Consider the following 26,001-nt stretch of genomic DNA (forward strand, 5'->3'; position numbering starts at 1 on the left):
TTATTGCTGAATCGGTTGTTGAGCAACTCCGCTTAGCGTTTTTTCTTTTTCATATACATTACATCACGCGCTATAACCAGTAACTCTGGTGAAATATCGTCAGCACCACTTTTAATTAGCTTGCTGACATCACCCGAGGAAAATAGCGAACCACGCTCAGATTTCACCCCTAATGATCTAACAAAATCTTTAGTTTTACCTGTACTAGCGGTATCAATATACTTAAAGATAACTTGTTCATTAAAGCTTTTTGGCTCTTGCTTTAAGGTGGCAATGGTATTGCTAAGTGCTTTTATTTCTGACTCTAAGGTTACAATTAATTCGGCGGTATCGGTATAAGGTATCATTAAATTATTTAGCTCTTATAGGGGGTAGCTGACAATGCAAAAAGGCATCTAGTTTACCTCGAAGTAAATTAGTATTAACCAGAATGCTTAAAAGCTCATTGTACAGGGAATAAAAGCCAGTAAATAGCGAGATTCCGGCAAGATGTGTTTTATTAATGACTAAAATCGATGATAAAGGAAAGGAATGTGAACAGACAAGGGGGTTTCTCCTGTTTGATCTACTGGTCTTCGATTGAACGCCATTGCCACGTGCACGGATTAAGTAGTTGTGGGCTGAAATATATAGTGGCATGGAGCCAAGCTAACAGCTACCCGTACGTTATTAACGACCCAGTGGTATTTTATTTACTCGCTGTCGCTAGCCCTATTGTCGACTAGATCTTAACTTTTCAAGGGCAGATGTACTAAGCAGAACCTGCAATTGTGCAGGTCAATAACAGGTTGTCAGCTGAACGTAGTCAAGTGACAACAAGCCTTGTTCCACGTTGATGCTTAATTTTTAAATAATTAACTAACTTAATTGATAAAATATCGATAAACTTGACCATAGGAATTTTTATCCCGTTATAGCTTTAATAAAATATCACCTCATTTACCTAGGAGCACTTAGTGCCAACATCTTTACTTTCACCTTCATCAGAGCCAAAACCAAAGCAAAACATTACCGCACCACTTGCTAAAAAAATCCCCCATACAATGGCAATACATGATCATCAGCGGGTGGATAATTATTATTGGATGCGTGATGACCAGCGTAGTGATGAAGTGATATTGGCACACCTTAAGGATGAAAATAGTTATGCTGATGCTATGTTGGCTGAACAAAAACCGTTACAAGAACAGCTTTTTGAAGAGCTTAAAGCACGTATCGTAAAAGACGATAATACTGTGCCGGCAAAAGACGGAAAGTATTGGTATCACAGTGAAATTAATGGCGAACAAGAGTATTCAAATTATTTCCGCACAACCAGCTTTGCTGGTGACCACAAAACTCTATTGTTAGATGTTAATGCGCGAGCCAAAGACCATGAGTTTTATGACTTAGGTGATATATCAATAAGTCCTAATGATCAAATAATGACAATAGCTGAAGACACTGACAGCCGCCGTATTTACACCATTAATTTTAAAGACTTAAACAAGTTAAGCAACGAAACTGACGCACAAGACGCTTATTTAACCGATGTTTTACTTGCAACGGAAGGACAGATTGTTTGGGCTAATGACAATCAAACGGTATTTTATGTAAAAAAAGACCTAGAAACCTTGTTAGGTACACAAGTTTATCGCCATAAACTGGGTACGCCACAAGCTGATGATGTTTTGGTGTATGAAGAAGACGATCACAGCTTTTATATGAGTTTAGATAAAAGCAGAGATGAGTCACAAATTTATATTTGCTTACATGCCACTGAATCAACACATACTTTAACGCTTAGTGCCGATGAGCCTGAGGGCGAGTTTATTGAGCTACTGCCTTATCAAGAACAACACGAATATCACGCTGATAAAATGGGCGAACACTTTTATATTGTCAGCAACTATCAAGCTAAAAACTTTCGCTTAATGAAAGTCGCTGTCGATAAAGTTGATGATATAAGTAACTGGCAAGAAGTGATCCCACACAGAAAAGAGGTGCTACTTGAGGGCATTGAATTATTTCATAACTTCATTGTGGTGACCGAACGTGAAAATGGCCAAATTCGTTTTATTGTGCACACCACAAGAGGTAAAAATTCTGGCCATCAGTATCCATTATCATTTGACGACCCCTGTTATTTTGCTTGTCTTGGCGATAACCCAGAGCCAAATAGTACTACGGCAAGATTATATTATTCAAGCTTAACCACACCCGGCTCTTTATTTGAATTTGACTTAGCTACGGGTGAGCGCACGCTGCTCAAACAGCAAAAAGTCTTAGGTGACTTTAACAAAGAAGATTATCAATCAGAGCGGTTATTTATTACCGCCCGTGATGGTGTTGAAGTACCGGTATCCCTTGTTTATCGTAGCGATATGTTTAAAAAGGATGGCACTAACCCTCTTTTACAGTACGGTTATGGTGCGTATGGCATTACCATCGACCCTGATTTTTCCAGTCAAACATTAAGTTTACTCGACCGAGGTTTTGTTTACGTTATCGCCCATATTCGGGGCTCAGAAATGTTAGGTAGAGAATGGTATGAAACCGGAAAAAAAGAGTTTAAACAAAATACCTTTAATGACTTTATTGATGTCACTAAGGCCTTGGTTGCCCAAGGTTATGGCGCAAAAGATAAAATATTCGCCTCGGGTGGTAGCGCCGGCGGTTTATTAATGGGCGCTGTGGTAAACCAAGCACCTGAGCTGTATCTAGGCATTGGTGCACATGTACCCTTTTTAGATGTGTTAACCACTATGCTCGATGAAACCATACCGCTAACCACCAATGAATATGACGAATGGGGCAACCCGAATGAAGCAAAGGCTTACCATAGTATTTTAGCGTATTCGCCCATTGATAATATCAGTGCGCAACACTACCCCAATATACTGGTTACTACCGGACTGCACGACTCACAAGTGCAGTACTTTGAACCGATGAAGTGGGTAGCAAAAATGCGAGAGCTGAAAACCGATGATAACTTATTGTTATTTAAAACTGATATGGAAGCGGGCCATGGCGGCGCATCAGGACGTTTTAAAAGTTTAAGAGAAAAAGCCTTGGAAATGAGCTTTTTCATCTCATTATTACCCGGTAAAGCTAGCTAAATAAAATTAGCGGAGTAAAGTTAGCGGAGTAATCTGCTAACTTTGTTATTCGCAAGTTTGCTCAGCCATTTATAAAAACTTCATAGTTTTCCCTTTAGGCTCAAAAACTATTTTACTCTCAAAAGTTAGCTTATTGCTTTTATAGCTCGCCCGATGCCATCAACGGTTAACGGAAACATTTTGTTGTCAATCAACTCATTGATCAGCCCTATAGAGTGATAATAGGACCATTGCGCTTCAGGTTGCGGATTTAACCAGGCAATTTTACTAAAATGACTGGTAAGTCTATTCATATGGTCAGCGCCAGGTTTTTCATTCCAGTGTTCAACACTGCCGCCTGGGTAGGTGATTTCGTATGGCCCCATAGTGGCATCACCGACAAAAATCACTTTATAATCTGAGCCAAAGGTTCTGATGATTTCTTCAATATCGACAGTTTCGCTGCGACGTCTTTGGTTATCTCGCCACACTTTTTCGTAAACGCAGTTATGAAAATAAAAGAATTCTAAATGTTTAAATTCGCTGTGCGCCGCTGAAAATAACTCTTCGCAAGTCTTAATGTATTCATCCATAGAGCCGCCAATATCAAAGAACATCAATACTTTTACCGCGTTATGACGTATCGGCTCCATGTGTACGTCAAGCATACCGCCATTTTTTGCCGTGGCGTGTATGGTGGTATTAATATCCAGCTTTTCACTGGCGCCAGTACGGGCAAATTTCCTTAACTTTTTCAGCGCTAGTTTGATATTTCTAGAGCCCAATTCACGGTCTTGGTCGAAGTTTTTAAACTCACGTTTGTCCCACACTTTTACCGCGCTGTTGTTACGGTTTTTATCCTGGCCTACCCTAATACCTTCGGGGTTATAACCATAAGCACCAAAGGGCGATGTGCCACCGGTACCAACCCATTTACTGCCGCCAGCATGACGTTTTTTCTGCTCTTCAAGTCGCTCTTTTAACGCCTTCATTAATTGGTCAAGGCCACCTAACGACTTGAGCTTTTCTTTTTCTTCATCACTTAAGTGTTTTTCAAACTCTTTTCTTAACCAATCTTCCGGTAGAAGCTTGTCAAAGATATCAATTTGTTCAATACCTTGGAAATATTCAGCAAAAGCACGATCATACTTATCGTAGTGAATTTCATCTTTAACCATGACTATTTTGGCAAGGTTATAAAAATCATCGACATTAGCAAAAATCACACCTTTTTTTAATACCGCGATTAAATCTAACAGTTCACGCAAACTACAGGGCACTTTGTGCTTTTTTAAGGCGAGGAAAAAATCAATAAACACGGCTAGTTACCTGTTTCTACGGGTCATAAAGGCAAGTCTTTCCATTAAAGAAACGTCTTGCTCATTTTTTAATAAGGCGCCAAATAAAGGAATAATGTCAGATTTTTTATCCATTAAAACCTCTTGGGAAATATCATCAGCCATCAGCAATTTTAACCAATCAATTAATTCTGACGTTGACGGCTTTTTCTTCATGCCCTTTAATTCTCTTAAGTCAAAAAATACGTCTAATGTTTGCTTTAATAAGTCTTGTTTAACATGAGGATGGTGAACGTCGATAATTTGCTGCATTTCAGTTTTTGTTGGGAATTTAATGTAATGAAAAAAGCAGCGTCTTAAAAAGGCATCAGGTAATTCTTTTTCATTATTTGAAGTGATAATGATAATAGGACGTTGTTTCGCTTTGATAACCTGTTGAGTTTCATAAACAAAAAACTCCATTTTATCAAGCTCTTGTAATAAATCGTTCGGAAATTCAATGTCAGCTTTATCTATTTCATCAATGAGCAATATACAACGTTCGTCTTCTTCGAACGCCTGCCATAACTTGCCTTTAATAATATAGTTACCGATATCATTTACCCGTTCATCGCCAAGTTGACTGTCACGCAAGCGCGATACCGCGTCATATTCGTATAAACCTTGTTGCGCTTTTGTCGTTGATTTGATGTGCCATTGGTACAACTTACAATTGAGTGACTTAGCCAATTCTTCCGCTAATTGTGTTTTACCTGTGCCGGGCTCCCCTTTAATTAATAAAGGTTTTTCTAGGGTGATAGCGGCATTCACGGCTAAGCGAAGATCGTCTGATGCAATGTAATTTTCGGTACTGTTAAACATGGTGTGATTACCTATTAATAATCTATTAAGAGCCTATTTAGCTGACAATTTATTTTGCCTTAGAAAATAAGACCAGCGTCGTTTGTGACCAGTCTTTATTTTCAGGACATTTCTGGGCGAAATGATAACACCATAAATACCCGTAAAAATAGCAAAATAAAACAATCGTTTTAATTAGCTGTTTTTATTTTAGTCACTGGAGAAAATTAAGGGTGACAACGGTACCCCTGGCTAACATTTATTACGGCAACACTTGAGCGGTAAGCCTATATTGCCTACAATAGCGCACTATTTATTTATCACAGGTCACGAACATGAACGACACTACATCGAAACCAGCTTTACCGGATCACCTTTCTGGTAATCCCCGTAGCCCTCACCATGATGAGCAAGTTTTCGAGCACGAAATTGGTATTACGCTTAATGGCAAAGAACGTTTCGATGTTGAGGAATATTGCATCAGTGAAGGTTGGGTAAAAGTGCCGTCTAAAAAAGCGTTAGACCGTCGTGGACAACCGCTTATGATGACAATAAAAGGCACTGTTGAAGCGTTTTATCGTTAAAAACTATCTAAGAATAACCTAAAAATTAGCAATGAAAACCGATTAAACTTTTCTAAAACAGTTTAATCGGTCATTCGTTGGTATTAGTCAGGGTCAGATGAGCTTTATTTACCGGCATGCTGACCCTGTTAAATTAGCTATTGCTTGCGCTTAGCTTTATAAGCTCTGCATCCGCTTTTTCAATCGTGCTAAATCAATCGCATTTGACCTAACCGTAATCTTGATATGATCACTTTCATACTCTTCCTTGGTGACACTCATTTTTGAGCGAATTTCACCTATGATACCGTTAGCAGTGTAAGGGACAATAATCTCTTCTTCAATCATCTCATCCTGCGCAATTGCAACGATATATTTATGCAATTTACTGATATCAGCCGGATCACGAGCCGATGTCATCATGGCTTCAGGAAACTCATCCATCAATGCTTGTTGTTGCTCACTGCTAAGTTGATCTGATTTGTTTAGTATCAGTAATTTTTTACTGTCCTCAACACCGACCTCTTCTAATACGCCGTGCACCACATCGAGTTGCGCACGAAAAGAAGGATCTGAAGCATCTACTACATATAACAATAATGAAGCATCATGTGCTTCTGCTAAGGTTGAATGGAATGAGGCAACTAAATCGTGCGGTAATTTTTTAATAAAACCAACCGTATCTGATACTAATATTCGAGGTTGACTGATTGGAAACAAGGCCCGAACCGTAGTATCAAGGGTGGCAAAAAGTTTGTTTTCACCTTCGACATCACTACCGGTAATCGCTCGCATCAATGATGACTTACCGGCATTGGTATAACCAACCAAAGCCACACAAAAAAGCTCCGCACGTTGGCTACGCCTGCCCTTCATTTCATCTTGCACACTCACCAACTCACGCTTAAGGTCTGCTAATTGGTCACGGACTTTTCGGCGGTTTAGCTCTAGCGTAGTTTCGCCAGCGCCTTTACCCATTTGACGTTCTTTATCACCACATGATGTCTCACGAAGCCGTGGCGCGACATAATTAAGGCGAGCAATTTCAACTTGTAATTTTGCTGTTTTGGTACGGGCATGGCGACTAAATATTTCAATAATAATGCCGGTACGGTCAAACACCTCTACGCCTAATTGATTCTCTACATTACGCAACTGCGATGGGCTTAAATCACAATCAAATACTACTACATCCGCACAAGCAAACGGCAAGTTGTCCGAGGGAATATCACTAAATGGCGTTTCATCAACTTCTTCTTCCGGTAAAACCTCGCCCGCTTCTACTTCGGTGTTAACTTCACCTTTGTTACCAGTGAGGTGCGCTATTTCAGCCAGTTTCCCTAAACCCAATACATTAATTTTTTTAGTCGAACTCTGCTTTTGCGACTGACTACCAACCACTTTAAAGCCTAACGTCGTCACTAAACGCGCCAGCTCTGCCAGTGATTCAGTTGCCTCATCACCTTTGAAATCCGGTGTGCAAATTGAAATAAGTAAAGCGTTAGTACGTGATGCTTTTGCTGTTAGTTGCATATTTTTATGTATACCATTTTGATTAAGTTGGTATTAGTGCACCTATTAGCCAATTGGTATAAGTGCAAACCTAATTTTTATCGAACGTAATATGATCCTACGCTGTTATAGCCTAGCTTTATAGAGCAATAGCAGACTAATGCAGATTTTATTTTAGTTGCTGCCCAAAAATAAAAAAGCCCATTACTTAGGTAATGGGCTTTCTTAATATAGCAATCGGCTAGTTTTGTACAACAAGCCTTAACAATAACGTAGTCTGCTACTTATACCGCAGTAGAGGTGGATTTTTTCATATTCGCTTTAATTTCTTTAATATCACAATGATCAAGTAACAATAGCACATCGGCTATAGCGCTTCGAAGTGCAGTACTTTCTTTAAGTGTTTTTTTATTTTGCATATGTGATACAGATTCTCGATTCATCACGGTATCAAGTAATTTTTTCAATACTTCTGCATCATCAATGTCTAAGGGTGCTAGTGACTTAGTTGCTGCGTCATTATAAGCGTTATAAATAAGAGTTAACGCCTGTTGAGATTCTCTTAATCTTTGCATTATTTATTCTTATTAAATTGAATAGTAATTTTAGATTACATCAATAAAACACTTTGTCTATAAGAGATTAACTATATTGATATAACCTTATCTGATGGAGGAATTAGCCACTTGATTTTTTGTGCCGATTTCATGCTACAGACCCTTTAGTTACCATTACTTAATTCAAAACGAAAAAACCGCAACGGGTTAAGTTGCGGTTTTTTAAAATGTGGCGGGAGGAATGGGACGAGAATAGGCACTGGCTTTATTCAATAAAATTGCCATTAAAGTAATATATTAACAAAATAACGTTCTTAAAATAAAATCTACAGGTAAGGATATATCAGTATCCTTAGCTAATATGCGGAGGTGTCATAAATAATGAGAAACGGTTCTTCTGCCACAAAGGCAACATTAGCAACTGTACCAGTAAAATGTTTTCAATAAAAACTAGAAAATTCTGTTCTCACTGATTATTTTCACTCCAAGGGAATTATTTATTACTTAACAAGCGATCGCTTTAATACGTTTTTGTCGTATGGTACTTTTTGTGCATCGGAAAGAATTGCACGCATTTCAATAAGGTGCTCATATCTTAGGCGCATAATCTGTGTTTTTGCCGCCATAAGTTCATCAATCTTGACATCGATATTTTCAAGTTTAACATCATCAAGAATGGTCATTTCATTAAGTTCTTTGAGTGCCTGCACTTCTTGTAGTTTAAAGGGAGCCTGATCAATATGCAGTTTGTGATGCATTTTATCTATTGAGGCTTTTTGGGATGCATCCGGATCCGAAATTTGAGCTGCCAAAAGAGATGTACTGATAAGACAGAACATAATGACGAGTGGAAACAAGCTAGACACTGATCTATTTTCGTACAAATTCATAAGTTTCTCCTGTGAAATTATATACATATTAGACCATGTTTTACATATTATCTTTACGTTCAACCCACCTTAATATTCTGTAAATTCTTTAATACTAATTTTAGGATCGTGCTGCATCGGTTGAACCCAAGACACAAAGTGGTGCTAATTAATTGTAAAAATGACTTCACTTTTATGATCACTATCTTAGGGATAGCTGACCTTAGAATATTTTTTCAAAATAAATTGGTTTGTGTAGTGAAGAGGTAAGTATAAAATTGATACTTACCTCCTCCTTCATTATGCAATCAGTTTTTGATTGGTACTATACCGTCATTGACAAAAGATAATAGGTCCTCTGTTGATAACGCACCTAAACCTAATGAAGTTAAGGTTCTTCCTTCTTTATAAAAATCTCTTTTTAAAATACCACCACACATCTCTATTAAGCGATGACACTCAGGCACAGCAATATTCAATTTATCACCTAATGATGCTAATAAAACCAATCCCATAGGAACATCTTCTGTAATGTAACGATTATCAAAACTATAGGGACCTGGTGGTGATGATAATTTATAACTTTCAAATACATCTCTTGGGTTTTGCGTGAGATCTTCCTCGTTTCTAAATAAACAGGCATCTAGATAAGGGATTGATTCACATCCTAGTGCACTTAATACCGCCATCTTTTCCGCATCTAATTTTTCTATCATCAGCCATGCCATATCAGTCGAAAGTGCGTCTCTGTACATATATGGAACTTCATCAGGATGGTGTTTTGCACAATACTCAAGCATCGGGTACATAACATACATGCCCACTGTGTGAACAATGATATTGGGATTATGTAGTGCTGATTCGAATATATGTTTTCGAACGTTGTTCATTTCAATGTTATAGGCAGGAAATAAACGGGAGGCAATGGCCATGCCTTCAGTAGTTCTTGAAGCTGGAAAAAATGATAGAGAGTTTCTGACATTTTTAAATAAGACTTTGACCGTACCAGGTGAGACTATTCTTGCATCATTAGGGGTTGATTCACCCTCAGCAAAGATTGGATTATTATCGCAAAATTGATGATAAAACAAACTTCCTGCGTATCCAGGAACTAACATGACCAATTGATCATCCTGAAAATACTTTGCAATCCGTTCAGCTAAAGCTTGATGGTATGTAGTTTGAATGAAAATCATCACAACATCTGCTCCCTCAATCGCTTCTTTGGGATCTCTAGTGATCATTTCCAAGGGTTGGAAAGTTTTTTCGGCATCAACGGCACTGTCGGTAAAATGGCCATTGTTGGTGTTATTGACGCAATATATTCCTTTATTGCTGACCATTGCTTCAAAGTGCTCATCATGTGTAATACGATTTGATGTCTTCAATAGTCTTACTTTATGTCCAGCCTCGGCAGCCATAAACGCACAAGCAGAACCTGCGTTACCAGCTCCAATTATGGTGATTTTCATTATTATTCCTTTTAATGATTGATCTTATTTCAAGGTATAAATATTTACCCTTTGAAACCATAAAACAGTAAATGTAGATGTGTAGATGTGTAGATGTGTAGATGTGTAGATGTGTAGATGTGTATTTAGAATAAGTTTTCTAAAACGCTAGTTCAAAAGTACCTAATTCCAATAACTAAACTGATTACTACAGGTAGTAAAATGGTCAGTGTAAATTTTGTGTCTGCATTATAGCATATACTCTTGAAATATATTGGAATAGTTGAATTAAAGGCGGTAGAGTTCTGTTACTGACAGGCCCGCAATACCGAGTGATTTTGGGGTGCGTAGCGCCTCTGCTGCATAGTCACGATTCATCAGTACCGACGTGATCTGAATGATGGCATCAATGCTCGGAGTCTCTACGCCGACCTGCTTCGCCAGCCCAGACATGAACACAAGACCGTAACCTACATCCTCATTAATATAACGATGATCAAGTTGTGGTTGGGCAGGAATCCCCTGAAAACCAGGCGCTTTTCGATAAGCTGAGCCATAGTTATTTTCCCGCATATAGCCCTGATGTATGCCTATTTCCGGATCAGAGAGGATGGTAATACCCAGACGCTCGCCGATGGCAATCCGTTCCCGATCGACAGCCTCAATGAGCCGTCCCACAGAATCGGTCACACCTTCTTCGTAGAACAAGAAATCTCCAGCCCCTTCAATGCGTGCTGCGTTAGTCAAGGATACGGCAGGGTGAATGACGGGGTTGGCATTTTGCAGACTGGTTTGGATCACGTTGTGTGCGGGTTCCATTCCCGGATATACATCCGCAATCAATTTTAATATGTCAGCTGTATGTCGGCTAGGCAAGGCAGCCAGAAGATTGCCAGCTTTCAATTTAAGAAATACCTGCACTCGGCCCGCTTCGAGCAGACGAACGGCATACTGTAGAGTGTGGGTTTCCGCAATCCTTACAGAATCATCCTCAAACCCCAGTCCAGCAGCTTGCTTGAATACCAGAGCGCCTGCACAGGACCCTGGACTAATAATAACGGTTTGCCCTGGCTTTAGTTTGCCCGCACAGGCATCACCAAATGGTAATGTGCTAAATGCCGGCCCTATGACATAAATAAGTTCGGCATCTTCCAGCGCTTTATCGATGTCATGCCCTGCGTAGGCTACAGGGCTAAACCCCGAGATATATCCTTCTGCATAGATACCTCCTTGGTTGGCTATCGCCTCGATATTACTGGGAAACTCTGGAAAATCGAAAAGCCTGACAGAATGCCCATGATTGGCGTAATCGAAGGCTGTAACCGAACCACCAGCACCGGCTCCCAATATCGTTATATTCATTAATTCTCTCCGCATTACATCGATTGAGTACGGGAATATATATTCGCCCAATTTATCAAGTTCAACAGGCATCAAAGACCAGTTTGAGGGTTGTATACCTCATTTTCAGATTTTACCTTGTATGTTTCATTGTATAACAAGGTCAGTTTAATGCACTCTTAAATGACGAACGCCAAAAAAGTCTTTGATTATAGGAATAATAAAAACCCTTTACCCTCCCAAAAAATCACCAAAAAATCACCAGACACCCACTCAAAATAATTAATACATAAGTTCAATAAATCATCGTTTCTTATTTACATTGGGCCGAATTTTACTTTGATTTTTATGGTGACGAATAGAATATGAATCAGATATGTACAAAACAGGAATTCAAGGCACAACTAGCCCTAAATGAGTAATGTATCTAGATGAGTTATATGGATTATTAAGCAAGTAACTTTTGGCAAATTGACACCGTTGCGCGTTTTTTTAAGTGTTGATGTTCACAAAAATCCGTGAGTGCTTTCGCTCTACCCACTGCGCCATGGAAACATTGTCTAAACTGGGTGGTTAATACTAACCAGTTTTCGTGACTTATGCCTAAGCGGGTTAATATTTCAGGTTGGGCTTTGTCAATATAACCGCGTTTATCCGCTCGAATACAGCGGCCAGTTACATCAAGCAATTGTATATAGTCACTTAATTCAAACGGTAAACCTGTTGGCATGTTCTTTCTTGGGTTACCAATAAAGGGCAGTAGTTGTTGGGCTTGTTGCCCTTTAATCGCGGCTTGTATCCGTCGTTGAATGCTGGTGTAGTTTGATGTTTCTGGGGTTTTAGCACTCTTAGCTCTAATTGGATTTAAATCAACATAAGCCATACAGGCTATTAACGCGGCTTCATCAAGCAAGGCTTGAGATTTAAAACGTCCTTCCCAAAACCTGCCGGTACACCCATCTTCAAGATTGGCTTGTTTAGCAATGGTTTCATTTAAAATACGCATAAACCAACTGATATCCATCAAGCGCTGACGATAAACCTTGGCGGTTTCGTTTACAATCTGTTGTAGCGTGTCAATGAGTGGCTCACCACGCAAATATTGCTGGGTTAGCAAGGTACCTTTAAATAACCGATGCCAACGGCTAATCACTTCATGCATTGACCATGACTTAGCTTGCTGCTCATCAATAAATAATACCAAATGGGTATGATTACTCATGACTGCATACGCACAGACATCAATCGAAAACACCTCACTTAATGCCTGTAGTTTATCGGCGACCCAAGCACGTCTATGTTCATAACTTTGTCCGGTAAATTTATCTTCACCACACAGATATGCCCGCCGAACACAACGAGATACACAATGATAATAAGGCGTGTCAACTAAGCTTATTTGTTGTTTTCTTGCCGTGGCCATAATAACTCTCAATGGAAATTTATTGACTGTTATTTAAGCATAGTAGAGTCACTCATTATTTCCATTTGAGTGGGTGTCTGTTATATTTTTCTTGACCATGACTTAGCTTGCTGCTCATCAATAAATAATACCAAATGGGTATGATTACTCATGACTGCATAAGCACAGACATCGATAGCAAACACCTCACTTAATACCTGTAGTTTATCGGCGACCCAAGCACGTCTATGCTCATAACTTTGCCCGGTGTGTTTATCTTCACCACACAGATATGCCCGCCGAACACAACGAGATACACAATGATAATAAGGCGTGTCAACTAAGCTTATTTGTTGTTTTCTTGCCGTGGCCATAATAACTCTCAATGGAAATTTATTGATTATTATTTAAGCATAGTCGAGTCACTCATTATTTCCATTTGAGTGGGTGTCTGTTATATTTTGTTTGTTATATTTTTTGATTTAAGGTTTATCATTTATGGGGTTATGTATTGGGTATAAGCTTAGCTCTATGATATGGATTATTAATTTAGGCGACAACTGCCTTGAAAAACTCCGGTAGTGATACTCTCGAATATTCATAAATCCGATGGAGCCTATTAGCAATAAATATTTAACATATGAATAGATTAAAACTAGAGTATTCACAAATCCAATACAACATTTACTTCAGAACATACCAAATCTTAAATGAGGAATAAATCATGATTAATGTAAGCGGAACACATCAAGTCAATGCAAGTAGTTCAAACGTATGGAGAATCATATCGGAAATTGATGGTATTCATAAATGGCACCCGAAAGTACTCCACTCACCGCTTTTGAGTAACAACCCTACAGGTGAAGGTTCTGCGCGCAAATGCGAATTTCACGATGGTACTTCAGTTGTCGAAACAGTTACCGGTTGGAAAGAAGGCGAGTCAATTTCCATGGTATTAACTGAGATGTCGATGCCCATGAAATCGGCTTCAACGGTAATGTCTGTGCAAGCGACGGGCGTAAATTCATCAACAGTTACGATCGAAATGAGTTTTGAGCCAAAGTTTGGCATGCTGGGTCATTTAATGGGGCTACTTGTAATGAGACCCTTGATGAAGATGGTGTTTAAACAAGTCATTAAAGGTTTAGACACTTATATCGCTAACGGAGAAATTGTCGATGTAGGTGCATAGGGAGTAAAACTATAGATAATGAGGGTCAGATGAAAATTAAATAAAACAACAAATATGACTAATTTGAAATACATTAGAAAAAGTACTGCGAATTGATTTAGTCACACGACAATCGAAACCCGCTCTATCTCGATTTCGCGCAAAATCGAGATAGAAAAACACTACTAATGTCAGCTATCCTGAAGATAGTAGACATAAGAGTGAGACTAACTCTTGCACCAAAAAGTTATCAAATAAAGTTAACGACTTAATGTCTTCTTTTAGCGAGGAGAAGACCTAACGATTTGCCTACCGCTAACGCCCGGAATGCGCACCAAGAAGTCCTTAACAATATAACTGCTTCATCTGGAATTCACTAATTTTTAAAGTGAGTTGTTAAGGGCAGTAGCTACCACAGAGCGGAAGTTAACATTTAAAAATTTAGACTAAAAAGGTCTGTATGTTTTGATCTAGAGCAGACCTGGCTGAACAACCATACTTCGTTAACAGTTTCCCGATAGCGGACGTTCCCCCACAGATATAAACAGGTATTGTTTGACGATAAATTTTACCGATGAGTCGAATAGCCTGACTGGCAACTAAGCCAACAAAGAGGTCATAGGGACTTTAAACTATTCCGACCTATAACATGACAATCAATAAGCTGTTTTGCTGTTTTGAGCAAGCATTTGTGCTCTTTAATTTTATAAAAAATGCACTTTATTGTATCTGAACTTCCTAGCTATCAAATTGTTAAAACAGGGCTAAGCGATTTATTAGCCAGATCATAGCAATAGAGCCAGAAAAATAACTAATTATGCGTGCCAGGTTTTGTACTTTTAGGGGGGGATAAAGCCATTTAGTGAGTACAAATAACAAGGCTAAAGCAGCAATAAAAATAAGCTGTCCCAACTCTACGCCAACATTAAAATACAATAAGGCGATGATTTTTTCGTCTTTAGGTAGACCTATTTCAGCGAGCACTGAAGCAAAGCCAAAACCATGTAATAAACCAAAACTTGAGGATACTAATACCGGATATTTGAAGCTTAAACTAGCCTTATTTTTCTTGGCTATTTCTATGGCAAGAAAAACAATACTTAAGGCAATAACAGCCTCAACAGGTACGATGGCAATACTAACAACGCCCGTTGCCGCCATAATTAATGTTACTGAGTGCGCTAAGGTAAACCCCGTAATAGTCAATAAGAGCTTTTTTCTGGTCGTTGAAATAAATATTAAACAAGTAATAAAAAGTAAATGATCAAAGCCAATTAAAATGTGTTCAATACCTAGGGTAATATAAGTAAGTGTCGTTTGCTCGCTCGCTTGTTTGGCTAGGCTATAACTAGGTTTATCAGCATTTAATACTGTGGTAACCGTTTTATTATTGCTATCAATTATTCGTACTAATACATCGGTAGAGCTTTTAGATAAGCCCGCTATCATAAAGCTAATACCTAATAGACCCGCATCTCGGTTTATTGTCCAAGTTTCTATATAAGCATTGTTAAAAAAACTCACTTGTTTTGGCTTTGTTCTTGATACGCTGTTATCAAAAATAAGGTCAAGTTTTAGCCGTTTATTGCCTTTTGCAGGGACTTTCCAAACAACAGAAAAGTTGGTCTCATCAATCGACTCAATCGTTAATGATGCGGGTCGCATATTATCGCTTTGCGCGGTAAAGCTAATAAACAATAGGGTAAAAAAGAGTAAGTTGACTATTGCTTTCATCACTTTACTTTTCCACCGGTGAAGAGTCATTTACCGATAATAAGTCACTCACCTGTTTGGCGACAATAACATCATACTGTAGCAATAACTCTTGCTGATACTTGTTAGTAAAATCTATGCTTTGTTGATGTTGCCAATCTTTAATGACTTGCTCTTTTACCTGCATTAAGGGCAGAATTTTACCGTCAATACGTTGTGATACTTTAATAAAATGCAAACCAAGCCCTGACTTAACGGGGCCAACCCACTGATTTAAAGGCGCCTTATCTAGCACTTCGTTAAAGTATTTACCAAATTGTCGATTAATATGATAAACACTCATTTTAGCAAAGTCTGCCGCTATCAAACTGGTATCACCTTGAGGATTTTGCCCCGTCAATATACGCTGTTTTTGCTTGGCTATAAGTTGTTTCAGTTGCTTGGAGCTGCGATTAGTGCTTAGGTATTTTTGCTCAAAACTATAGAGAGCTTCCTCTTGATAATTTATCCTATGTTGTTGGAAATATTGTGTTAACTCTTGAGTAGTAGGCTGTTGTAAGGCAGAAATATCTTGTAGGATAAACTCCATTTTTTGTCTTAAGCGACGGCGGATAACCTCATCATTTTCCCCTAAGCCAAGTGCGATTGCTTCGCGGCTATAAATTTCATTAAGGGCATAATCGTCAATTATCTTAGTTAATTCTTGCGCTGTCGGTGGTCGCGTCCATGTTTTTTCGAAGCCTTGTATTAGCAAACCAACACGGTTTTGGCTAATCGTTATGATTTTACTTTCATCAGCAGTTTGTGGATTTAATAAATCATAAACAAAGAAAAAACCAAGGCTAATAAATAGAAAGTGAATCAATGGCTCATGAATCAATTTTTTAAACGCAGTTTTCATTGGGGCTGTAACCTAACAATAATAAAAAACAGGGTAATAGATAAAATGAAAAACCGATGTTGTTTTTATCTGACAGTGTCAGAAAAAAATCAACATCGGTTAGGGTATTCAGCCCAAAGTAGTTTGAGCTTGAAGTTTTATACTTAGTGGTTATACCAAATAGGTGCCGTATAGGCACGATCTTGAATGCTAGTAGGGATATCATCAGGTATTGCAATGTTATAACGTACCGCATCATAAGTGGTCCAACGAGGTGTTGGAATAGCAAGCACACGGACATAATAAAAAGCATTTTGTGAGGCATCGAACTCAGGATCTGTCCACAATGCTTTTAAACTGTCAGCACCGATATCATTGGTATAAGTTGCTGTTTTAACATCAACGGTATTACCAACAACTTTGTCACAGCGCCGTGCAACAATTTTCCTGTTATCACTACAGGCCACATCAAAAATACGCTCATGAGTATTACCTTCACTATCTAACCAGCCTTTCACCACTTGTAGACGATCTAAGTTAGCCGCATCAGGGTCTTTCATCGCTACAACCATAAATTGAGGGGCGTCACCGGCTTTACTCGGTAAATCTGCCCCCATAGGAACGCCTTTTTCATAACCAAGTTGTACAAAGTCTTTGCTGTTTAAATCACTTTCATTGAAATTCCAACCCGCAAAAAACCTTACTTGAATACGTTGACCTGTGGTTGCATAGGTTTCTTTTCTTTTCATCGCATCAAAAAGACCTTGGCGAGTATTTTCTGTTGCCCAAACTGCCGCTAAACCTGAATTAATGGTTTGTCGATAATATATGGTCTTGCCAAGACCAGTAACAAGAGCGTCTGTCATACGTGCTTTACCTGGCTCCGAGGTAGACATTTTACCAAAAAAGTTATCCGCTTCAGTCGTTGCTAAACTGGTGTGAGAATCGGTTGAGCCAATTAAACCAAACTTATAAGGGTTGATCCCTAATTTTTTCTCTATGGCTAAACCTCGTTTTAACGCTTCACGGCCATATTCACCTGGCAGCATTTCGTTGGTTTTAAGCTCAGAAAGATCTAAGTTACCTACATCCCATTGCTCAAAGTCGGCAAACTCGTCATTAGGTGATAAAACTGGATGGGTTTCACCATCACCTTTCATTTGAGTTATTTCGTATAAAGGCTCCCAACGAGCACGTGATTCAACATATTCTTTATCAAGCTTAGTACCATCATATTGTTCATCAAGTGGAAACATAATACCGTTAGATAAATTACCATTGTGAGCAATCGCGAGTATATTTCCCTGAGTTTTGTCTTCGTAGGTTTGCATCCACTTCCATAGGTCTCGAGGATTTTGGCTACCATAAGGAGGAGTTGTGGTGTAGGGCACCATTTGACGACCTTTTTCTTCACCGTCACGATAAATAAGAACACGATGCATGTTGGCGCCTTTGATCATTGATGTCCATTCATAACCAATAAACGCGGTGAATTTACCCGGCTCATTATATTTCTCAGCGGAATCGATTATTGCATTCCAAGCGTCTTTGTAGCCTATTGACTCTGGATCATAATTTAAAACATCAGGCAGTGTGCCCTGAGAAAAACCTTTAATTAATTTAAGTGCAACTTCATGATTTCTGCCTGCCATTAAGCCTTCATAAAGCTCTTTACCCAGAGGGTTGGCAATGAGCTCTTTTTTACCGGCATATAAATCAGGGATCATGCCCATATTATCAGAGTGATCTGAAACCACTAAAAAATCGAGTGGTTTAATTAGCTGTGTTTCTAAGCCCATAGAAGCAGTAATTTTTTCACCTCGAGCATATTTATAAGCATCATCAGGGCTTAAGGTATTGCCAAAAGCACCGGCATCAAATGAGTTGTTAGTATGTAAATGGGTATCACCAAAATAGACATTTTGTGCATATTTGACTGTAGTTTCTTTCTTAGGTTGTTCTGCTGTCGTTGTAACAGGCTTTGTTTCAACTTTTGTGCTGGTATTACTACTAGGTTGCTCACAACCTTGTAGTAATAGTGCTCCAACAATAAAGCTTAAATAAGTAATTTTCACAATAATCTCCATTTAGGTGTGGTACAAATTTAATACATAGAACTGATTGATAACCATAAACTATCTAACTGATAATTAGTACAAAAACCTACATTGCTTCTTACCTGTCAACCATTCCAAGATGGTGTAACATCAACCTAAGACGAACTAACATAAGCTCGATATATGCTTTAATATCTGTGTATTTAACCAGTATTTGGACGTTAGGTTGTAGATTTTTCGCTATAAACCGGTTTCTGTTCAAATACTCAAAATACAAACGCTAAAAAGTAAAAAGCCGTTAACTCTTTCAAATTATCGGGCTCTTCTTAATGTGCTGGTGAGATGACCTATTGTTTTCACTTTTACCTTTAAGAAACCGATGTTCATTTTCTTTACTTGGCAACATGCAGCTATCGTATTGTCCAAATAAATAATATCTATTAAGGGCAATTCGATCATAAAGCCAATTCCTTATACCCTTGGGAATAATTTTGAATAGGTATAATAAACGCCATGGCAAGCCAAGTTTATTCACGACATTTAAAAAAGCGTCACTCTTATCAAAACAATGATTACCTTCTACAAGTAGCATGGTATCGAAATGGTTAGTTGGCATGCCAAAATGCTTTAATATGTTTTGCCCTTCTGGTGATTGCACGCTGCATAATGTAAAACGCTGTTGTCTATCAACCTTAATAATAAATTGGCACCAAGCATTACAAAGTTTACAGACACCATCAAATAGGATCACACCATCATTTATGCCAACGTTAGGTGGGTATTTTACCATGGTCATGTGCTCCCCTTGTTCATCTCATTTTAACTCATTTTTCAATTCGAATAGTAATATCAAACTAAAAGCAGTTTATAAAAGCTTTAACCACATTAGACCCGCTCAGAATGCTACAACGAATGACAGTGCACTCATTGAGTTTAAAAATGTAAGAGGAAAGTGTGCGGTTTAACTTGAGTAGGTTTAACTTGAGTAGATGAATTTGACCAAGTTAAACCGCAATCAAGTAAACATCTTGTCATCTTTACTTAGAGCAATCAGTATAAAAAAGCTTTCGCTAGCGTTCATTGTCTTATACCGATTGGTATTACTGAATATTTTACTTTAGTTATTAAAGACGGCTTTAATCGGTGCGCCCGCTTTTTTCTGAAACTGGTTGTAGTCTAGGTTTAAAAATGATGCAATTGTCGCCGCTATCTGATTTTGTTGCCAAGGTTCTTTACCTTGTATCAACCCCTTGCTAGGCGTGTCTGGTCCTATCACTGCTGCCCATATCTGATCTGAGCCCACTATCCCTGTTTTCTGGTATTTAGTGTATTCTTTGTTATCACTTTGCGTCATGTACAAGGCTGTGCCATGGTGTTTCCAGGACGCTTGTGGCATCTCACCACGGCCGTGATCGGTAGTAATAATCATAGTTGTCTTATCTTTATAGTGTGGATCTTGTTGCAGTAAGTCCCATAATTCAGCAATAAAGCGGTCGCTTCGGTGTGCTGCTTTTAAGTATAGATCGTAACGTCCATCATGAGCAAAGTTGTCAGTATCGCCGTAACCTATGTATATGAAGCGTGGTTTGTGCTTTTTGATGTGCTCAATTGCATAGCCCTGTGTAAACGCATCAAATCGTGTATTATCCGAGGTGCCAAGAGTATCTGCCAATTGTTGATTCAACCATTTTTCAACATTTGAAAGATCGCCCTTCACCGGCACAAAACCCGCGTTAACCGTTAAGTTAGTAGCACGCTTAGTATTTAGTATGTAGGGCAATGCGTTCCAAGACCCAAAAGCGGAGACTTTACCGGCAAAGCCAGCTTGATTTTCTATCCATTCCAGCACATTAACATTGGGGTTCCAGATTTTTTTGTTGGAATCAATACTCGGATCTACATAGCCAGTAAAAATCTCACTGTAACCCGGATAGGACACCACTGCGGGGTTAGTTACATTCATATAACTGCCATTATCGCGATTGCCAATGAGCACTCCTTGATGAGAAATAGTCTTCCACAGAAAGGGCATCAACAGCTCAGCCCGTTTAGCCTGGTTTTGATGCCAAAAGTTTTTTCTCAGTGCATCAACACCTTTGGTATAAAGTTTATTTTTCAGAAGCCCTTCATCGACACCACGAAATACCTCCTGCCAACGCAGACCATCTAGCGTGATAAGGACAACATTTTCTGTCTTTAAACGTTGAGCGTTACAGATCCCGATAAAAAAAACTGCATAAAGCAGCACCAAAAATTTCATATTATATACCTCTTAATTTATGCAAAGTATTTTCTATCTTTGCAATGTTATTACGTTACCGGAGAAGCTGATTTTATTTTAATTGTATTAGCTAAGGATATGCAGGATTTTGACGAATTTACGCAATCAGTTTTCAATGACAGCAATGTTAAATATTTCAAAACCAACACATACGTGTTGGTTTTACTTTTTAGTTACTGCCTAATATCTATTAGAAACTATAAGTGACCTTCCCATAAACAAAGCGACCATTAAAGCCGTATGGTGACGTTGATGAATATGAACGTCCACTAGGAGCGCCTTCAGCAACAGGACCATTATCATCGGTCAAGTTATTAATACCTACGGCAAAGCCTGCACCATTATCAAAGTAATAAGCAAATTCAGTATCCAAAAGAATCGCAGCATCACCAGGGATATCGGGATCAAATTGTGACCATTCGCCAAAATAATTAGCTCTGGCCATTAATGACCATGAATCAGCTTGATAATTTACCGTGAATGAACCTTTGTGCTCAGGTAACGATTTTTCTAAACGATTAAGTTTAGTTTGGTTAACATTTTTACCGTATTTGTCTACGGTTGTCTCTGTCCAGTTATAAGCTAAAGCATATTTTATATCACCGCCAAACATTTCATTCGAATAGTTCGCGACAACATCGATACCTTGAGTAGTGGTATCAAAATCATTAGTAAAGAATTTAACTTTTGATAAACCAATGGCATCAGTCACTCCCGCATCAATAAGTTCTTGGCGATCTTCATCACTTACTTTAATTTAAGATGTTTGCGTAATTCTGTCGGTAACTTCAATGTTAAAATAATCTACAGTTAGAAAAAATTCATCAAGTTGATAAACCATGCCCAAAGAATAACTTATTGACTGTTCAGGTGTTAAGGCAATGCCACCATACTTAACTGATACTGGGTGAGTGGGTGGTAATGTGGCAACATCAACTAATATGCCATTTTCAGTTTGAGTTTGTACCGCACGAACATTATTTTGCCCGATAGTCGGAGCGCGAAAACCAGTACTCACTGAAGTACGAATTTTGAATGACTCATTAATGTCATACATACCCGCTAATTTCCAGTTAAAAGATGAACCGAAATCACTAAAATCTTCATATCTAAACGCTACTTGCGCTAAAAAATCTTCTGTAATGTTTGCTTCAGTATCAAAGTAGACCGCTTTACTTGTGCGTGAAGATGCACCCGCATCCGCAGGTTTAAAACCAGGAAAACCATTTGAACCGATACTAAATCCTTGTGTAACTAAAGGGCCTAATTGCCATGATGCTTCATCACCTGCGGTAATGGTAAAAGTCTCATGGCGGAATTCTAAACCATAAGAGACCACCAAATAATCTAAGCCCATTACTGAGTCTAATTCTTTAGAAAAATCTGCATTAATAGACTTTTCCAATTGAGCGTATGCCCCAGGGGTAAATTCAGTAGGAGTATTGGCTCCCATAGATGAGTTAACTGAATCACTCATGTGGAATTCTGTTGAATGCTCGCCAACACTACCACTGAAATCATAACTAGTACCATCGCTGAACTCACCACGAGTTCCCATTACTAAAGAAAGATCGACAACTTCACCACCAAAATAAGGTGTAAATCCGCCAGGAAAACGCAGGTTATGCGCATAACAATTAGCCGATTCTAAAGAGGCTAAAGCGTCAGCGTCTGGCACATTATTAATAATTACTACCACAGGACAAGCAGAGTTATCAGTTGCTCCAGGTGTTAAATCAGCAACCAAAAGAGTTGGTGTACCATCGTCAAGAGCTGGCCCTTTAAATACGCCACTTTTGGTCTGTGGATTACGGAAGAAAAAGCCACCTTCAACGGTTTTTTCAGACCAATTACCAAACATATAAGCTTCGCCACCGTTAGCTAGCTCAATGCCGGTATTTAAAAACAGTTTGAAATCATCTGAAATTTTAGGTGAACCCCATGTTTGAGCGGGGTCTGCAACCGAGGTATTACCGGCATCAATGAGCGCTTGTGCATCACTTCGTTGTGTACTTCTGCTGGTAGCCTCTTGTTGATTAACTTCAAAGCTAAAATTAGCAAAACCGTTATCACTTAAACCCAAACCAAAATTACCGGACAAAGTAACCTGCTCACCATCACCCTCAGAAAACTGACCCGCTTTCAATTCAAATTGACCGCCACTATCATTATCTTTTAGGACAAAGTTAATCACACCCGCGACAGCATCCGAGCCATATTGAGCGGATGCGCCATCACGTAATATTTCAATCTGTTTTAAGGCTATAGCAGGAATAGTTGATACATCAGGTCCTTGTGCACCATCGGAAATACCACCGCCCGAAAAGGTGATGACCGAGGCTCTATGACGGCGTTTGCCATTCACTAAAATTAAGGTTGAGTCTGGAGATAATCCTCGCAAATTAGCTGGTCGTACTACGGTGGCACCATCTGATATGGCTTGGGGGCTGACATTATAGGAAGGGGTTACCGCTCTGAGTAATGAGTTCATATCAGATGTTCCGTTAGCCATTAGCTCCTTAGCGCCAATTACATCAACAGGCACTGGAGAATCAGCAATAGAACGAGGTGCGGCACGAGAGCCAACCACAACGATAATTTCATCAATTTCGGCATCTTCTTGCACCTGTTCAGCCGCTATGGTTGGCATTGCCACGCAGGTCATCCCCATAGCAATAACTAAGCTTTTAAATTTAAATTTATTCGACATTTCTACTACCTTAATGAATTTTTTAGTCTATATGATTTTGTTTAATTTTACGGAGAATCAACAGCTTACATATTTGGTGATTTGGATTTACTAATATGACATACATTTATTAAAGTAATATTACACTTAACAACAAAAAAAAATTATATGAAGATTTTTTATAACTAAAGAAAATTTAATAACTGTTTAACCGCTGAGTTATTTACCTAATTTCCTTGGTTCACAAAGATGAAATGATAAAAGGAGTATTAAAATACTTTGAAATATTTGATAACACTGACCTTAATATATTGTCAGAGTTATACGCTAACTCACGTATCACCAGTACCGTTCAACATGTTTGAAAGAGTCAAAAGATTGCAATACTCTGGAGTCATTTAAGGCTTTATATTACGTATAGATTACAAAGTAATAGGTGGGAATATTGAAGTGATGACAGCCATAAAATTCGATAAACATAGTAGTAAAGTTATTCAAAATTAGAGATGAAAAAGTTAGAGATGATTTAATTTTATCTCGAAGAAATCATGATGAATCAACAATCATGTCCCAATAACGGGCAAAGCGGTTAATACGTTGCTTGGTGGTAAAACTCACCCTGTCAGGACTTATTAATATATTAAACGGCGGTAATGGATTAAAACGCAGGTCGAATGCTTCGGTATGTCGAATAATTGGACTACCTTGCAAGCGTTTCAAAATACCCATTTGAATTTCATGAGGACGGCAATGATACAGTTGGTTGAAGCTATCTTTAAAGGTGTCGTAGGTTTCGCCGGGTAAACCAAAAATAAGATCAGCATGAATATGTGCGGAAGTATTATCTCTTAACCACAATAAATTCTCTTTTGACTTGGCGTTGTTTTGCTTACGTCTAATATTCTTTTGTACTTCCACGTTAAAGCTTTGTCTGCCTATTTCAAACTATAAACTGCCTTCCGGCATATTTTTTTATTGATTTTTTAGCCATTAAACTGCTCGAATTTTATTGATAATTCTGCTGCCATTTTATTTAGCCCTTTAAGTCTTAAAACTTCGATTATACATTCAATGGTGCATAGACCTCCTTTAGGTTGATTGGCCCTAAGTTTGTATAAAGAATTATTTACTGTTTTCAAGGTGAATTGCGGTGCATTTTTTAAATAAGCGCTGTGGTTGAATATTTTTTTGGCTTCCTGCCAGGTACTATCAATAATAATGATGTTGTCATATTCTTCAATCTTTACCGGTGATACTGCCGATGATGACTCTGCCTTCGAATATAATAATACCGCCTCATTATTGTCTATAAGTCTAACGAGGTCTTTATTAGGGTTTACTCTTTGCCAAAGAATACGCTCCACAATTTCATTAGCATCTTCTAAAGCAAGAGCGCCAGTATTGGTTGCTCTATGCAATTCACGTTCATGGGTAAGTAAAAATATTTTCATTTATAGAGTTTGTTCCGCTTTCAATTATATGCCTATGTACATGGTTTAGGAACGTCATCCCCGTGGTGTTTTAATCGGGGATCCATTTCTAAAAGGTAATAGATCTTCGATCAGGGACTTCGAAGATGACGTTAACTACATAACCATACTGGTATTCAATGGGTAATAAACTATATGGCGAGAAGATGTGGCTAAAATACACGGCGAATAATAAAAAACCAAAATCCGCCAAACTCCCGATTAACGGATTTTATTCATAAGGATATTATTCCTAACGAGGTAAGTTCGAGGCATACTTTGGCTATGTAGTTATGACTACCGTAGCTTTGACCATTTAGCTGCCTCACTGATAAACACTCAATGAGCAATGCCAATTTACAGAGCTACCTTAAGCAACACTTCTTATATTTCTTGCCACTGCCACACGGACAAGGATCGTTGCGGCCAGCCGTAGGTAACGAACTAACGGGCACACTGTTCTCTAAAATTGTATTTTCGTCGTAAAGCATATTAGCCAATAAACTGCCTTGCCCCATTAACGAAGCAAAATCATCAAAATCTTCATTTACCAGACTATCGATTTCTTCATCTTCTGAGTCATCATCAGCCCAAGCACTTAAGGTATCAACAACATTAAAGTCTGTTTGAATCATGCCAGACTCAATCAACTTACGTGCATCAGCCTTATGCCATGCTTTTACTTCGTCATATTTAAATCGCTCTTCATCAAATACATTTTTATCACCTAAGGCAACAAACTGAGATTTAAAATTATCAAGTACTGCCAATTCAGGTATACAACAATCTCTTTTCCCTTTAGATCTTAATGAATGATTTACACCCCATGAA

General features: G+C 38.5%; 21 protein-coding genes and 2 pseudogenes. 4 read left to right on the forward strand and 19 right to left on the reverse strand.

Annotation, left to right across the window (positions count from 1 at the left end):
• Positions 1-32: 32 nt before the first annotated feature.
• Positions 33-347: a hypothetical protein gene (locus CMT41_RS09285; protein ID WP_057181032.1), complete on the reverse strand. Its 315-nt coding sequence runs from the start codon at positions 345-347 to the stop codon at positions 33-35.
• A 609-nt stretch (positions 348-956) separates the two neighbouring features.
• On the opposite strand from CMT41_RS09285, the gene CMT41_RS09290 reads away from it, so the two are divergent.
• Positions 957-3,098, forward strand: coding sequence for a S9 family peptidase (locus CMT41_RS09290; RefSeq protein ID WP_058027102.1), 2,142 nt, complete (start codon positions 957-959; stop codon positions 3,096-3,098).
• Between the two features lie 125 nt (positions 3,099-3,223).
• On the opposite strand, the gene CMT41_RS09295 is transcribed toward CMT41_RS09290, so the two are convergent.
• Together CMT41_RS09295 and CMT41_RS09300 are read right to left on the reverse strand one after the other, a co-directional pair.
• The gene (locus tag CMT41_RS09295) at positions 3,224-4,396 is read right to left on the reverse strand and encodes a vWA domain-containing protein (RefSeq protein ID WP_057181034.1); all 1,173 of its coding nucleotides are present in this window, start codon (positions 4,394-4,396) and stop codon (positions 3,224-3,226) included.
• A gap of 6 nt (positions 4,397-4,402) precedes the next feature.
• Entirely contained in the window at positions 4,403-5,236 is an 834-nt protein-coding gene (locus CMT41_RS09300; protein WP_058027103.1) for an AAA family ATPase, read from the reverse strand.
• A 314-nt stretch (positions 5,237-5,550) separates the two neighbouring features.
• Here CMT41_RS09300 and CMT41_RS09305 point away from each other — a divergent pair, with 314 nt between their 5' ends.
• On the forward strand, positions 5,551-5,799 hold the full coding sequence (locus tag CMT41_RS09305) for a DUF3297 family protein (RefSeq protein ID WP_057181036.1): 249 nt from the start codon (positions 5,551-5,553) through the stop codon (positions 5,797-5,799).
• 156 nt (positions 5,800-5,955) lie between these two features.
• Here CMT41_RS09305 and hflX read toward each other — a convergent pair whose 3' ends face one another.
• From hflX to CMT41_RS09340, 7 genes and pseudogenes are all read right to left on the reverse strand, one after another.
• A complete protein-coding gene (gene hflX, locus CMT41_RS09310) occupies positions 5,956-7,311 on the reverse strand; it encodes a GTPase HflX (protein WP_058027104.1) in 1,356 nt (451 codons plus the stop codon).
• Positions 7,312-7,574: 263 nt separating this feature from the next.
• Positions 7,575-7,865, reverse strand: coding sequence for a hypothetical protein (locus CMT41_RS09315; protein ID WP_058027105.1), 291 nt, complete (start codon positions 7,863-7,865; stop codon positions 7,575-7,577).
• Between the two features lie 482 nt (positions 7,866-8,347).
• The gene (locus CMT41_RS09320) at positions 8,348-8,737 is read right to left on the reverse strand and encodes a hypothetical protein (RefSeq protein WP_058027106.1); all 390 of its coding nucleotides are present in this window, start codon (positions 8,735-8,737) and stop codon (positions 8,348-8,350) included.
• Between the two features lie 287 nt (positions 8,738-9,024).
• Complete coding sequence (locus CMT41_RS09325) at positions 9,025-10,188, reverse strand: NAD/NADP-dependent octopine/nopaline dehydrogenase family protein (protein ID WP_058027107.1); 1,164 nt, start codon at positions 10,186-10,188, stop codon at positions 9,025-9,027.
• Between the two features lie 267 nt (positions 10,189-10,455).
• Positions 10,456-11,529, reverse strand: coding sequence for an NAD/NADP octopine/nopaline dehydrogenase family protein (locus CMT41_RS09330; protein ID WP_058028192.1), 1,074 nt, complete (start codon positions 11,527-11,529; stop codon positions 10,456-10,458).
• A 427-nt stretch (positions 11,530-11,956) separates the two neighbouring features.
• Positions 11,957-12,931, reverse strand: a complete 975-nt coding sequence (locus tag CMT41_RS09335) for a transposase (protein WP_058027108.1) — start codon at positions 12,929-12,931, stop codon at positions 11,957-11,959.
• 92 nt (positions 12,932-13,023) lie between these two features.
• A pseudogene (locus CMT41_RS09340) lies at positions 13,024-13,284 on the reverse strand (transposase); the annotation flags it as partial.
• 350 nt (positions 13,285-13,634) lie between these two features.
• Here CMT41_RS09340 and CMT41_RS09345 point away from each other — a divergent pair.
• Positions 13,635-14,102, forward strand: coding sequence for an SRPBCC family protein (locus CMT41_RS09345; RefSeq protein WP_058027110.1), 468 nt, complete (start codon positions 13,635-13,637; stop codon positions 14,100-14,102).
• Between the two features lie 732 nt (positions 14,103-14,834).
• On the opposite strand, the gene CMT41_RS09350 is transcribed toward CMT41_RS09345, so the two are convergent.
• The 5 genes from CMT41_RS09350 to CMT41_RS09370 form a co-directional block, all read right to left on the reverse strand.
• Entirely contained in the window at positions 14,835-15,815 is a 981-nt protein-coding gene (locus tag CMT41_RS09350; protein WP_058027111.1) for a HupE/UreJ family protein, read from the reverse strand.
• Positions 15,816-15,819: 4 nt separating this feature from the next.
• Complete coding sequence (locus CMT41_RS09355) at positions 15,820-16,695, reverse strand: peptidyl-prolyl cis-trans isomerase (protein WP_058027112.1); 876 nt, start codon at positions 16,693-16,695, stop codon at positions 15,820-15,822.
• 143 nt (positions 16,696-16,838) lie between these two features.
• Entirely contained in the window at positions 16,839-18,749 is a 1,911-nt protein-coding gene (locus CMT41_RS09360) for a DUF3604 domain-containing protein (RefSeq protein ID WP_058027113.1), read from the reverse strand.
• Between the two features lie 289 nt (positions 18,750-19,038).
• On the reverse strand, positions 19,039-19,527 hold the full coding sequence (locus tag CMT41_RS09365; protein WP_058027114.1) for a thiol-disulfide oxidoreductase DCC family protein: 489 nt from the start codon (positions 19,525-19,527) through the stop codon (positions 19,039-19,041).
• Between the two features lie 321 nt (positions 19,528-19,848).
• The gene (locus CMT41_RS09370) at positions 19,849-20,991 is read right to left on the reverse strand and encodes an alkaline phosphatase family protein (protein WP_058027115.1); all 1,143 of its coding nucleotides are present in this window, start codon (positions 20,989-20,991) and stop codon (positions 19,849-19,851) included.
• Between the two features lie 39 nt (positions 20,992-21,030).
• Here CMT41_RS09370 and CMT41_RS19540 point away from each other — a divergent pair, with 39 nt between their 5' ends.
• Entirely contained in the window at positions 21,031-21,219 is a 189-nt protein-coding gene (locus tag CMT41_RS19540) for an Lrp/AsnC ligand binding domain-containing protein (protein WP_257721025.1), read from the forward strand.
• Here CMT41_RS19540 and CMT41_RS09375 read toward each other — a convergent pair.
• From CMT41_RS09375 to CMT41_RS19110, 4 genes and pseudogenes are all read right to left on the reverse strand, one after another.
• Positions 21,203-23,722: pseudogene (locus tag CMT41_RS09375) on the reverse strand (TonB-dependent receptor plug domain-containing protein). The gene CMT41_RS19540 and the pseudogene CMT41_RS09375 sit on opposite strands and share 17 nt — an antisense overlap.
• 525 nt (positions 23,723-24,247) lie before the next feature.
• Entirely contained in the window at positions 24,248-24,619 is a 372-nt protein-coding gene (locus CMT41_RS19100; RefSeq protein ID WP_058027116.1) for a radical SAM protein, read from the reverse strand.
• A 65-nt stretch (positions 24,620-24,684) separates the two neighbouring features.
• Positions 24,685-25,152 (reverse strand): tRNA-uridine aminocarboxypropyltransferase, encoded by a 468-nt coding sequence (locus tag CMT41_RS19105; RefSeq protein ID WP_058027117.1) that lies wholly within the window; start codon positions 25,150-25,152, stop codon positions 24,685-24,687.
• 383 nt (positions 25,153-25,535) lie between these two features.
• Positions 25,536-25,940, reverse strand: coding sequence for a YecA family protein (locus tag CMT41_RS19110; protein ID WP_232299939.1), 405 nt, complete (start codon positions 25,938-25,940; stop codon positions 25,536-25,538).
• Positions 25,941-26,001: the final 61 nt, after the last annotated feature.

This window comes from Colwellia sp. MT41, assembly GCF_001444365.1.
In the GTDB taxonomy this organism is placed as follows: Bacteria; Pseudomonadota; Gammaproteobacteria; order Enterobacterales; family Alteromonadaceae; genus Colwellia; species Colwellia marinimaniae.